Origin of the sequence: Thauera phenylacetica B4P (genome assembly GCF_000310225.1) — a bacterium.
GTDB lineage: Bacteria > Pseudomonadota > Gammaproteobacteria > Burkholderiales > Rhodocyclaceae > Thauera > Thauera phenylacetica.
This window is the reverse complement of record NZ_AMXF01000136.1, coordinates 1-10960: the sequence shown is the minus strand read 5'-3', so window position 1 is coordinate 10960 and position 10960 is coordinate 1. Positions and strand designations below refer to the sequence as shown.

Below are 10960 nucleotides of genomic sequence, written 5' to 3'. Positions count from 1 at the left end.
CGCGTGCGCGTCCGGCACCTCGCCGAGCACGCGCACCCCGTACTGCCGGCAAACGTAGTCGGCGATCGTGGTGGGCGCGGCGAAGACGCCGTCGCCGGCCTGGCCGAAGGCCTTCATCAGCGCGCTGTCGTCGAATTCGGCGACGATCGCCGGGCGGATGCGCATGCGCTCGAACCACTGCAGCAGTGCGCCGCGGTGGGTGACGTCCTCGCCCGGCAGCAGGAAGGGCGCGCCGTCGAGCAGGCGCGGGAAGTCGCCGAGCAGGCGTTCGGCCAGCGCCGGCGCGGCGAACACGCTCAGCGTGCTCTCGCCGAGCAGGTGCTCGTGGCCGCGTACGCTGACCTCGGGCGGGATCGGGCGGTCGGCGATCACCAGGTCGAGGCGGTGCACCGCGAGCTCGGCGAGCAGCTCGGAGAGCGGCGACTCGCGGCACACCAGCCGGCCCGGGCGCTCCAGGCGCAGCGCCGGCTCGATCAGGCGGTGCACCATCGACTTCGGCATTGAGTCCGGGATGCCGATGCGGAACGGCAGGCTTCGGCGCAGGCTGTCGTCGCGCAGCGTCTCCACGATCTGATCGCCGAGCGCGAAGATCTCCTCGGCCTGGCCGAGGATGCGCTCGCCCGCCTCGGTGAGCGCCAGGCGGCGGCCGCTGCGGCGGAACAGGGTGACACCGAGCGCGCCCTCGAAGGTGGCGAGCTGGGCGCTGATCGAGTGCGGTGCCAGCCCGAGCACCCTTCCGGCCTCGGCGATGGTGCCCACGCGCGCCACGGTCCAGAAGTAGCGCAGGTGCTTGTAGTTGAGGTCGCTATTGCCCATGGCCTTCGGTTCCGTCGAAAAAATCGATCAATCGAGTAATGGTAGTCGACTTTTTCGGCGGAGGCTTCTGCCGTAGTCTGCACTCGTCGGCTGCAGCGCGACCCGCCAGGGAGCGCGGGCCGACGGAAAAGACCGCACACGAAAGGAGACCACGCCATGCGCCACTACGAAACGAACAGCACCCCGGCGGCCGCCCGCCTGCTCGCCCTCACCGTGCTCGCCGACGGCGGCCTGGACCGCAACGAGGTCGACACGATGATGCACACCGACCTCGCCCGGCGCCTGGGCATCGGCAGCGTCGAGTTCGAGCGCATCCTGCGCGAATACTGCGACGACCTGCTGCTGAGCGCGCACTACCTCGACGGCGTGCGCCTGAAGGTGGCCGACGAGGTGCTCGACCTGCTGCTCGAGGACATCGCCGATCCGAAGCTGCAGCAGTCCCTGCTGCGCACCATGCAGGACATCGTCAGCGCCGACGGGGTGGAGACCTCGGCGGAGGTCGAGGTGCTGGCCCGCGCGCTGGAGAAGTGGGGGTCACGCCCGCACTAGGTCGTGACCGACCGAACCCGGTGGCGAGCGGGGGCGGAAGCGATCCGGTCCGCTCGCCACCACCACGATGGAGGCAGTGATGGAGGGAATGAGGCCCGCACCCGGCAAGGCCCACGACAATCACCTCGGCGATCGTGTCGACGACCCGCTGATCGATCGCCTGCACTGGATCATCCGCCAGGCGATCCGCGTGCTCGCGGTGCTGATGGTGGCGGTGATCCTGTGGACGGTGGCCGACGTCGTCCTCGTGCTCTACGAGAAGCTGTCCGACCCACCCTTCCTGCTGCTCGACCTCAACGACATCTTCGTGGTCTTCGCCGCCTTCCTGGCGGTGCTGATCGCGATCGAGATCTTCGTCAACATCACGCTCTATCTGCGCGACGACGTCATCCACGTCAAGCTGGTGATCGCCACCGCGTTGATGGCGATCGCGCGCAAGGTGATCGTGCTCGACCTGACGACGCTCGAGCCGATGTACCTGTTCGCGATCGGCGTGATCGTGCTCGCGCTCGGCGTGACCTACTGGCTGGTGTCGGCGCGGCCGGACGGGTGAGGGGCCGACGCCGGGCAGCGCGATGCGCTGCCCGGCGGGGCGCAAGGGCTTCGGCCTCCTCCAGGGGCCGGACGACGAGGGCGTCGATTGCGGTCGAAATTGCTCCCCAGCGCCCGGAAGCTGTCAGAATCCACGCCTTTGCGCTCCGCCCCGCGCCTGTCCGTCGTGATCGTCCGTTCTCGTCCGCACTGGATTCACCTGCTCTTCGTTCGCCGCGGCTCCTTGTTGCCGCGCATCTTCTCGCAGCAGCTCTTCGTGCTGTTGCTGTCCTGCGCGGTGGTGCTCGCGCACGGCCAGCTCTTCCACGTCAAGGTCACGCTGACCTCCGCGCCGTTTTCGCTGATGGGGGTGGCCCTGGCGATCTTCCTCGGCTTTCGCATCAATGCGAGCTACGACCGTTACTGGGAGGCGCGCAAATTCTGGGGCGTCGTGCTGGTGGAAGCGCGCAATCTGTCTCGGCATGCGTTGACACTGACGCGCGGCGACGTCGATGCGCGGCCCTTCGTGCTCGGCCTGATCGCCTTCGCGGGCACGATGCGCAATCAGTTGCGCGGCCGTCCGCGGGAGGAGGGGCTCGACGGCCTGCTTCCGGACGAGGTGCTGGCACGCGTGCGGACCGCGCGCTTCGCGCCTGCGCTGGTCCTGCTGTGGCTCGGCCAATGGGTGCGCGACATGCGCGAGGCGGGCTGCCTGCCCCCGATGCTGGCCCAGCACATGGAGGGCTCGCTCGACGCGCTGTCTGCCGCGCTCGGGGGCTGCGAGCGCATCGCCAATACGCCTCTGCCATTCACCTACACGGTGATCCTGCACCGCAGCTCCTACACGTATTGCATGCTGCTGCCCTTCGGCCTGGTGGACACGACCGGCTGGATGACGCCGCTGGTGGTGGGCTTCGTGTCCTACACCTTCTTCGCGCTCGAGGCGCTTAGCGACGAGATCGAGGAGCCCTTCGGCATGATGACGAACGACCTGGCGCTCGATGCCATCGTCGCCTCCATCGACGCCAGCCTGCGCGAGCTGCTCGGTGACACGCCGCCGCCCGCGCCGCGGCCCGATGCGGATTTCGTGCTCAACTGAGCGCGGCTCCGCTCACTCGAACAGCGCGCCCACGCTCTGGCCGCTGTGGATACGCTCGATCGCCGCGGCGAAGAGCGGCGCGACGTTGAGCACGGTGAGCTTGTCGAGGCGCTTGTCCTCGGGCAGCGCCACGGTGTTGGTCACCACCACCGAGTCGATCGCGGCCGCGCGCAGGCGCTCGATCGCCGGCCCACACAGCACGCCGTGGGTGGCGGCGGCGTGGATGCTGCGCGCGCCGGCGGCCTTCAGCGTGTCGACCGACGACACCAGGGTGCCGGCGGTGGCGATCTCGTCCTCGAAGATCACCACGTCGCGCCCGGCGACCTCGCCGACCACCGCGCCCTGCTTGACCGCGGTGTCGGACACGCGGCGCTTGTCGATGATCGCCATCGGGATGCCAAGCTTCTCCGAGAAGCGCCCGGTGCGCTTGGCGCCGCCCGCGTCGGTGGCCACGGCGACCATGTTCGACAGGTCGTGGCGGTTGCGGAAGTGTTCGGCGATCAGCGACACCGCGGTGAGGTGGTCGACCGGCACGCTGAAGAAGCCATGCACCTGGTCGGCGTGCAGGTCCATGGTCAGCACCCGGTTCGCGCCGGCGGTTTGCAGCAGGTCGGCGATCAGCCGCCCGGTGATCGAGATGCGCGGTGCGTCCTTCTTGTCCGAGCGCGCGTACGAGTAATACGGGATCACCGCGGTAATGCGCTGCGCCGAGGCGCTGCGCATCGCGTCGAGCGTGATCATCAGCTCCATGATGTGCTCGCTCACCGGCTCGGTGAAGGACTGCACGACGAAGACGTCGCGCTCGCGCACGTTCTCCTGGATCTGCACGCGCAGGTTGTCGTTGGAGAAGCGCGAGATGTCGATCCGGCCCGGACGCAGGCCGAGGCGGTTGCTGATGTCGCACGCGAGCTCGCGGCTGGCGTTGCAGGCGAAGATCTGCAGGCCGTGCTTGATCATCGGTGGAGGCTCCTGTGGTGGGTTCGCGCAGCGCCGCATCGGAGGCGCGGGCTGCGGTTTCGGGCGCAGGCGCAATGCTACGGGAAGAGGCTGGCCGCGGGCGAATCAGGAAGCTGAATGCCGCCCGAAGCGGGGCGTCGGGAAAAGTGGCGAAGTGGTGCTGCCGGGGGCTTGCGGAGCGCCGTCTTTTGCCACATCGTGGTGCAAAACACGGCGGTCGGGGACAGCACCCACGAACCCGTCCGAGCCGCCCGGACGAGACTCGAATCGAGGCGCTCATGAATGCGCAGGCTTCGGCGCTCGGCCGTTTGCGCGGGGACTTCTTCGGCGGACTCACCGCCGGCATCGTCGCGCTGCCGCTCGCGCTCGCCTTCGGCGTCGCCTCCGGCGCGGGCGCGGCGGCCGGGCTCTACGGCGCGATCGTGCTCGGCTTCGTCGCCGCGCTGCTCGGCGGCACCCGCATGCAGATCTCCGGCCCCACCGGGCCGATGACCGTGGTGTTCGCCTCCGCGCTCGTGGCGGTGGGTGGCGACCTCGCCGTGGCGATGGCGGCGGTGTTGGTGGGCGGGCTGGTGCAGATCGGGCTCGGCGTGCTGCGCGCCGGCGGGCTGGTGCGCTTCATCCCCTATCCGGTGGTCTCCGGCTTCATGAGCGGCATCGGCGTGATCATCGTGCTGCTGCAGAGCGCGCCGCTGCTCGGCGTGGCGCCGGCGTCCTCGCCGCTGGGCGCGGTGCTGGCGCTGCCGGGGGTGCTGGCGGACTTGAATGGCGAGGCCCTGCTGCTCGGCGGGCTCACCCTGCTGATCGTGTTCCGCACCCCGATGGCGGTGAGCCGGATCGTGCCCGCGCCCCTGGTCGCGCTGGTGGCGATGAGCGCGCTGGCGGTCGCCGCCGGCCTGCAGGTGCCGGTGATCGGCGACATCCCCGCCGGGCTGCCCGAGCTGGTGCTGCCGAGCTTCACGCTCGAGACCTGGACCACCGTGGCGCTGCTCGGCATCACCCTCGGGGTGCTCGGCAGCATCGACAGCCTGCTCACCTCGCTGGTCGCGGATTCGATCACGCGCACTCGCCACCACTCCAACCGCGAGCTGATCGGCCAGGGCATCGGCAACCTGCTGTGCGCCTTCGTCGGCGGCCTGCCGGGCGCGGGGGCGACCATGCGCACGGTGATCAACATCAAGTCGGGCGGGCGGGGGCGCAGCTCGGGCGTGGTGCACGCGCTCTTCCTGCTCGCGCTGCTGCTCGGGCTGGGGCCGCTCGCCGAGCGCATTCCGCTCGCGGTGCTCGCCGGCATCCTGATCAAGGTCGGCGTGGACATCCTCGACTACCGCATGCTGCGCCTGGTGCGCACCGCGCCGCGCGCCGATGTCGCGGTGATGACGGCGGTGTTCGTGCTCACCGTGCTGGTGGACCTGATCGTCGCGGTGGGCGCCGGTGTGATCCTGTCGATGGCGCTGATCATCCACCGCCTCGCCCGCCAGAGCCGCCTGCGCGTTCGCCCGCTGCCCCAGGTGGAGGAGGCCGGCGGCGTACCCGCCGGCGATGAACTCCCCGGCCTGGACAGTGGCATCCGCGTGATCGAGATCGAGGGCGCCTTCTTCTTCGGCTCGGCGAGCCAGCTGCTCGACCGGGTGGACCAGGTGATCGGCACCCGGGTCGTCGTCTTCGACTGCAGCCGGGTGCCTTTCATGGACCTGTCGGCGCAGTTCGCGCTGGAGGAGATGATCGAGGGCCTGCACGCGCAGTCGATCGCGGCGCGGGTGGTGGTGCCGGCGGAGATCCACGCCCAGCTGCTGCGCCTGGGAGCGCCGCAGCTGCCCGCGGCGATCCTGTACGACGAACTCGACCGCGCGCTCGCCGAGGCGCGGCGGCTGGCCGCGGCGAGGCCTCAGGCGGGGTAGAGCAGGAAGGGGCGGCGCGCCTCGATCCAGGCCGCCTCGTCGGGGCGGGCGAGGGCGTCGAGCATGGCGGGCGTCGCGGCCGGGTCGTCCACCCACTCGCGCAGCAGCGGCGAGCCGTTGATGAGGTCGATGGCGAGGCGGTCGTGCTCGTATTCGTAGGGGAAGTCACGCCACAGCGGATAGTCGGGCCACAGCCTGCGGATGGCCTTGAAGGCGAGCGCCTGCACCCGCCACGGGCGAAACGCCGCGTGCTCGTAGTGCGCCGGATCCTCGACGTGGATGTGCACGCCGTTGCACAGCCTGCCGGCGTGCTTGTGGAAGGTGGGCTCGAACCAGCACTCGCGCAGCACGCAGCCGGCGAGCCACTCGGGTGCCAGGCCGCGCATCTCGGCGATCAGCGCGCGCGCGTCGACATCGGGCGCGCCGAAGAGCTCCAGCGGCCGGGTGGTGCCGCGGCCCTCCGACAGCGTCGTGCCCTCGAGCATCACGGTGCCGGCGTAGGCACGCGCCATCCACAGGTTGGGTGCGTTGGGGCTGGGGTTGATCCAGCTGCGCTCGCCGAGCGGCCAGCCGTAGCCGGGGGCGGCCTCCGCTTGCCAGCCCTGCATCTCGATCACGCGCAGCTCGACGTCGAGCTCGAGCGTGGCGACGAACCAGTGCGCGAGCTCGCCCATGGTCATGCCGTGGCGCATCGGCAGGGGGCCGGCGCCGACGAAGCTCTCCCAGCCGGGGCGCAAGATCGTGCCCTCGACCGGCCGGCCGGCGGGGTTGGGGCGGTCGAGTACCCACACCGACTTGCCGTGTCTCGCCGCCTCTTCCAGCACGTAGCGCAGCGTGGTGATGAAGGTGTAGATGCGGCAGCCGAGGTCCTGCAGGTCGACCAGCAGCACGTCGAACGTGTCCATCATCGCCGCGGTCGGGCGGCGCACCGCGCCGTACAGGCTGAACACCGGGATGCCGAGCAGCGGGTCGGTGTAGTGGGGCGACTCCACCATGTTGTCCTGCTTGTCGCCGCGCAGGCCGTGCTGGGGGCCGAAGGCGGCCGACAGCGTGAGGTCGGGCAGGGCGGCGAGGGCGTCGAGCGAGTGGGTGAGCGCGCGTGTCACCGAGGCCGGGTGGGCGAGCAGGGCGACGCGCCTGCCCGCCAGCGGGCGGCGCAGCGCGGGGTCTTGCAGCAGGCGGTCGAGGCCGAAGCGGACGGGGTGCGCCATGGCTTCAGTCCGCCTTGTGGGTCGCGGTGGCCAGGGTCAGCACGAAGGTGTCGCGGGCGTGGAAATCCGGTTGCGCAGCGACGTGGCGCAGCGTCCAGTATTCGAACTGCCCGTCCTTGCGCTCGACGACCGCGGCCAGGCTCACCTGCAGGTCGCTGCCGGCGGGCACCACCGGCATCAGCTCGGCGGGCACGCGGGCCTCCAGCACCAGGCCGTCGTCGGCCTGGCTGAAGAGGATCTCGGGCGCGGCCGCGGGGACGTAGTCCTCGATGCGCTCGCGCCAGGCGCGGAAACCGTACACCGCCCACTGTCCGGAGGGCGAGAAGTTGTACTCGCGATACCCGGGCTCGCCCGGCGCACAGAGGAAGACCTCGAAGCAGGTGTGCTTCCACAGCTCGTCGGCGGGGCCGGGCTTGGCCGGCGCCGGGATCGCGAGCTGGGCGACGCGGCTGTCCTCGAGGCGGAACTCGAACACCGCACCGCCTTCGGGCAGGGCGAACATGGTGGCGAGCAGGCGGCCGACCAGGCCTTGGCCGGGCGCCTCGGCGCCCGGGCTGGTGGGGTGGGGGCGCAGGCCCACGGTGATGATAGGGACGCGGGGACGTTCGGTGAGGGGCTGGGTCACGGTGTGGAGTGGCAAGGAGTGGCTGGCAGGGAGGCCGGGCGGTGCAGGGACGTGCGTGCCCGGCCGAGGGCGCGCATGCGGCAAGGGAAGCGCAATGTTAACCCGTTCGGCCGGCCGCGCCCACGGAGCTGCGGCCGGCCGAGCGTTTCACGCTCGCTTGCCGGCACGCCAGGCGTGCATCCGGGGGGGGGCAGGAGGCGGCTGGGTGTCGCCCCGTGCCTGCGTCGGGCCAGCCGGGATCAGTCGCGACGCCGCAAGCCCAGGCCGACGAGGGCGAGGGCGAGCAGGCCCAGCGAGCCCGGCTCGGAAACCACATTGGTCGAAGGGCCGGGATCGGGGCTCGCCGAGGGGTCGCGCACCCACAGCGTGGCGTGGGACAGGCCCGCCGGTTTGCCGCCCCGGTTGATCAAGGTCTCGGTCAGGTCGTAGGTGCCGAACCAGTTCAGCAAGGGGTCGCTCGCCTTCGGCGTCGCCGCACCGAAGAGCTCGGAGGTGAAGGCGTACAGGGCGAAGCCGTTCCCGGCCTTGAACGAGATTGCGAACTGATCGATCCAGTTGCCCCCGAGCACGGAGGCCGCACGCTGTGCCGCCTCCGCGTCCGGCGTGAAGGACCACGTCCCCTTGCCTGCACTGGTCTCGGTCACGCTGAAGAACGAGTCGAGGACCACCGAGCGGTCGCCGTCGATCGCGCTCGGCGTGAAGGTCCCGAGACCGCCTTGCAGTTCCGACTTGCCCAGCATGATCCAGCCCGGGTCGTCGGCCGTGCCGTCGCCGCGCAGGTCCTGGAGCGGGTATTGCTCGCCGATGAAGGCTCCGCCCGGGAACAGGATCGACCTGCTGGCAACCTGGGTGCCGCCGTTGAGCAGTCCGTCGCCCGCGTAGCCGAGGTTGGTGTTGGGGTAGAAGCCGTCGTTGCCCTGGAAAGCGCCTGCACAGGCGGCGGCGCCGACGGGCAGGACGTTCAGCGGGATGGGGATCAACGTCGCGCCCGCCGTCGTTCCGTCGAAGACGCCGACGCCGGTCACCTTCACGTCGTCGAGCTGGCACAAGGCGGCTTGAGCGGTGCCCGCGGCGGACAGGGCCAGTGCGAGAAACAGGGTTTTCTTCGGTTTGGTCTTCATGCTTTCCGAGCTCGTCGTGTGCTTGCCGTCGCCCCCGGGATGGGCGGGCGGGATGTGCTCGAAGGGTCGCCCAGATCCGCGCGAATTAATGTGACAATTTCCCCATCTTTGTCAAAAAGATCGCGTCTAAACGAGTGTGGGCGCTGGGGCTGACACCCGTGCAGGCGGTGCGACCGGGTCACTCGCACGTCGTCCGGGCCTTGCCCGCTCGCGGCGAGCCGGGAACAATGCGGTTGCCCGATTCGGGCGGTTCCGGGAGTGGTAGCTGATGATGACACCCTGCAAAAGCGCGTTTGCCGCCCTCGCCCTGCTCATGCTCGCAACGCCCGGATGGACACAGGCGATAGCCGAGGACGCGCCCATCCTGCGGCTGGAGTGCGGCGGCATCGGGCTCGAGGAGTCCGAGCGCATGCGCGCCGAGGTCGGCATGCATGCGCTGACCGTGTTCTTCTCCACCACCGCGGGCGGCTGGGTCACCGACGTCGAGACGCGGGTCGACGAGCCGCTCTCGGGCCAGCGCGTCGAGGCGTCCTGCGGGCCGATCGGCCAGGTCGACGTGCCCGCGCCCGGGCGCTACCGCATCTCCGCGTCCTACGCCGGCGAGCGCCAGGAGCACTGGGTCGATCTCGTGCCGCAGGGCGGCGCCCGCCTGTCGCTGCGCTGGCAGGAGTGAGCGCGACCGCCCCGGCGAGCCCGCTCGCGCGACGCATCCGCCTTATCCGCACGCGTCGAAGCCGTTAAACTCGCGCTCCCTGACCTATTCGAGCCGGAGCGATCCATGTCTGTCCAGCGCGTCCTCACCGGGATCACCACCTCGGGCACGCCCCACCTCGGCAACTACGCCGGCGCCATCCGCCCGGCGGTCGCCGCCAGCCGCCAGCCCGGCGTCGAGAGCTTCTACTTCCTGGCCGACTACCACGCGCTCATCAAGACCACCGACCCGCTGCGCGTGCAGCGCTCGACGCTGGAGATCGCTGCCACCTGGATCGCCGCCGGGCTGGACACCGACCGGGTGTGGTTCTACCGCCAGTCCGACATCCCCGAGATCCCCGAGCTCACCTGGCTGCTCACCTGCGTCGCCGGCAAGGGCCTGCTCAACCGCGCCCACGCCTACAAGGCGGCGGTCGATCGCAACACTGCCGAGGGCGTGGACCCGGACGCCGGGGTCAACATGGGCCTCTACATGTACCCGGTGCTGATGGCCGCCGACATCCTGATGTTCAAGGCGCACTCGGTGCCGGTCGGGCGCGACCAGATCCAGCACATCGAGATGGCGCGCGACATGGCGGGCAGCTTCAATCACCTCTACGGCGAGCACTTCGTGCTGCCCGAGGCCGCCATCGACGCCTCGGTCGCCACCCTGCCCGGGCTGGACGGCCGCAAGATGAGCAAGAGCTACGACAACACCATCCCGCTGTTTGCGCCCACCACAGAGCTCAAGAAGCTGATCTTCTCCATCGTCACCGACTCGAAGGCGCCGGGCGAGCCCAAGGACGCCGACGGCTCGGCGCTGTTCCAGCTCTACCAGGCGTTTTCCACCGCCGAGGAGACGCGCGCGATGCGCACCGCCTTCGACGAGGGCATCGCCTGGGGCGAGGCCAAGCAGGCGCTGTTCGACAAGATCGAGACGGCGGTGGCGCCGATGCGCGAGCACTACCTGGCGCTGATCGCCGAGCCGGCGCGCATCGAGAAGCACCTGCACGAGGGCGCCGCCAAGGCGCGCGCGATCGCCACGCCCTTCCTGGCGGAGCTGCGCCACGCGGTGGGCCTGCGCAACCTGGCCAGCGTGCCGCAGGCGGCCAGGGCGGAGAAGGCGAAGGCCGCGCTGCCGCAGTTCAAGCAGTACCGCGAGGCCGACGGCCGCTTCCACTTCAAGCTGGTCGACGCCGACGGCCGCCTGCTGCTGCAGGGCGCGGGCTTCGCCTCGCCGCGCGAGGCCGGCGCGGTGGTGGCGGCGCTGAAGCAGGGCGCTGCCTTCGAGATGACGGACACGGCGCTGTGGCTGGAGGGCGCGCAGGTGGCCGCGCTGGCCGACGGCGTCGGCGAATCCGACCTGCGCGCGGCGCTGGGCGCATTCGCCGACTGAGCGGGTGGGGCGGCCCGCCCGGCGCCGGTTCGCGGCGCCGCGCTGACCGCCGCGCTCAGCCGAA

11 protein-coding genes are annotated in these 10960 nt (G+C 70.6%); 6 read left to right on the top strand and 5 right to left on the bottom strand.

All coding sequences use genetic code 11. The annotated features are described in order from the left end of the window. The coding region (locus tag C667_RS15290; RefSeq protein ID WP_004368153.1) for a LysR family transcriptional regulator at positions 1-816 on the bottom strand (816 nt) is incomplete at its 3' end. A gap of 156 nt (positions 817-972) precedes the next feature. Between C667_RS15290 and C667_RS15285 the strand changes: the two genes are divergently transcribed. From C667_RS15285 to C667_RS15275, 3 genes are all read left to right on the top strand, one after another. Continuing rightward, complete coding sequence (locus tag C667_RS15285) at positions 973-1365, top strand: TerB family tellurite resistance protein (RefSeq protein ID WP_004368151.1); 393 nt, start codon at positions 973-975, stop codon at positions 1363-1365. Between the two features lie 79 nt (positions 1366-1444). After that, positions 1445-1918, top strand: coding sequence for a phosphate-starvation-inducible PsiE family protein (locus C667_RS15280; RefSeq protein ID WP_039921763.1), 474 nt, complete (start codon positions 1445-1447; stop codon positions 1916-1918). Positions 1919-2083: 165 nt separating this feature from the next. Then, positions 2084-2995, top strand: coding sequence for a bestrophin family protein (locus C667_RS15275; protein ID WP_039921767.1), 912 nt, complete (start codon positions 2084-2086; stop codon positions 2993-2995). Between the two features lie 12 nt (positions 2996-3007). Here C667_RS15275 and C667_RS15270 read toward each other — a convergent pair whose 3' ends face one another. Then, positions 3008-3952: a ribose-phosphate diphosphokinase gene (locus C667_RS15270; RefSeq protein ID WP_004368146.1), complete on the bottom strand. Its 945-nt coding sequence runs from the start codon at positions 3950-3952 to the stop codon at positions 3008-3010. Between the two features lie 278 nt (positions 3953-4230). Between C667_RS15270 and C667_RS15265 the strand changes: the two genes are divergently transcribed. Then, a complete protein-coding gene (locus C667_RS15265) occupies positions 4231-5853 on the top strand; it encodes a SulP family inorganic anion transporter (RefSeq protein ID WP_004368144.1) in 1623 nt (540 codons plus the stop codon). Here C667_RS15265 and C667_RS15260 read toward each other — a convergent pair. From C667_RS15260 to C667_RS15250, 3 genes are all read right to left on the bottom strand, one after another. After that, complete coding sequence (locus C667_RS15260; protein WP_004368142.1) at positions 5841-7064, bottom strand: exo-beta-N-acetylmuramidase NamZ family protein; 1224 nt, start codon at positions 7062-7064, stop codon at positions 5841-5843. The two genes, C667_RS15265 and C667_RS15260, sit on opposite strands and share 13 nt — an antisense overlap. A 4-nt stretch (positions 7065-7068) precedes the next feature. Beyond that, positions 7069-7704 (bottom strand): DOMON-like domain-containing protein, encoded by a 636-nt coding sequence (locus tag C667_RS15255; RefSeq protein ID WP_157302368.1) that lies wholly within the window; start codon positions 7702-7704, stop codon positions 7069-7071. 224 nt (positions 7705-7928) lie between these two features. Further along, positions 7929-8810: a PEP-CTERM sorting domain-containing protein gene (locus tag C667_RS15250; protein WP_004368137.1), complete on the bottom strand. Its 882-nt coding sequence runs from the start codon at positions 8808-8810 to the stop codon at positions 7929-7931. 268 nt (positions 8811-9078) lie between these two features. Here C667_RS15250 and C667_RS15245 point away from each other — a divergent pair, with 268 nt between their 5' ends. Continuing rightward, positions 9079-9483, top strand: a complete 405-nt coding sequence (locus C667_RS15245; RefSeq protein ID WP_004368135.1) for a hypothetical protein — start codon at positions 9079-9081, stop codon at positions 9481-9483. Between the two features lie 105 nt (positions 9484-9588). Then, positions 9589-10896 carry a tryptophan--tRNA ligase gene (locus C667_RS15240; protein ID WP_004368132.1) on the top strand — a complete coding sequence of 436 codons (1308 nt, stop codon included), beginning with the start codon at positions 9589-9591 and terminating at the stop codon, positions 10894-10896. The last annotated feature ends 64 nt before the right edge of the window (positions 10897-10960 follow it).

Excerpts from the sequence above, each read along its gene's own strand:
- C667_RS15285 (WP_004368151.1), top strand. The coding sequence starts at position 973 with ATGCGCCACTACGAAACGAACAGCACCCCGGCGGCCGCCCGCCTGCTC.
- C667_RS15280 (WP_039921763.1), top strand. The coding sequence starts at position 1,445 with ATGGAGGGAATGAGGCCCGCACCCGGCAAGGCCCACGACAATCACCTC.
- C667_RS15270 (WP_004368146.1), bottom strand. The coding sequence starts at position 3,952 with ATGATCAAGCACGGCCTGCAGATCTTCGCCTGCAACGCCAGCCGCGAG.
- C667_RS15265 (WP_004368144.1), top strand. The coding sequence starts at position 4,231 with ATGAATGCGCAGGCTTCGGCGCTCGGCCGTTTGCGCGGGGACTTCTTC.
- C667_RS15260 (WP_004368142.1), bottom strand. The coding sequence starts at position 7,064 with ATGGCGCACCCCGTCCGCTTCGGCCTCGACCGCCTGCTGCAAGACCCC.
- C667_RS15250 (WP_004368137.1), bottom strand. The coding sequence starts at position 8,810 with ATGAAGACCAAACCGAAGAAAACCCTGTTTCTCGCACTGGCCCTGTCC.
- C667_RS15245 (WP_004368135.1), top strand. The coding sequence starts at position 9,079 with ATGATGACACCCTGCAAAAGCGCGTTTGCCGCCCTCGCCCTGCTCATG.
- C667_RS15240 (WP_004368132.1), top strand. The coding sequence starts at position 9,589 with ATGTCTGTCCAGCGCGTCCTCACCGGGATCACCACCTCGGGCACGCCC.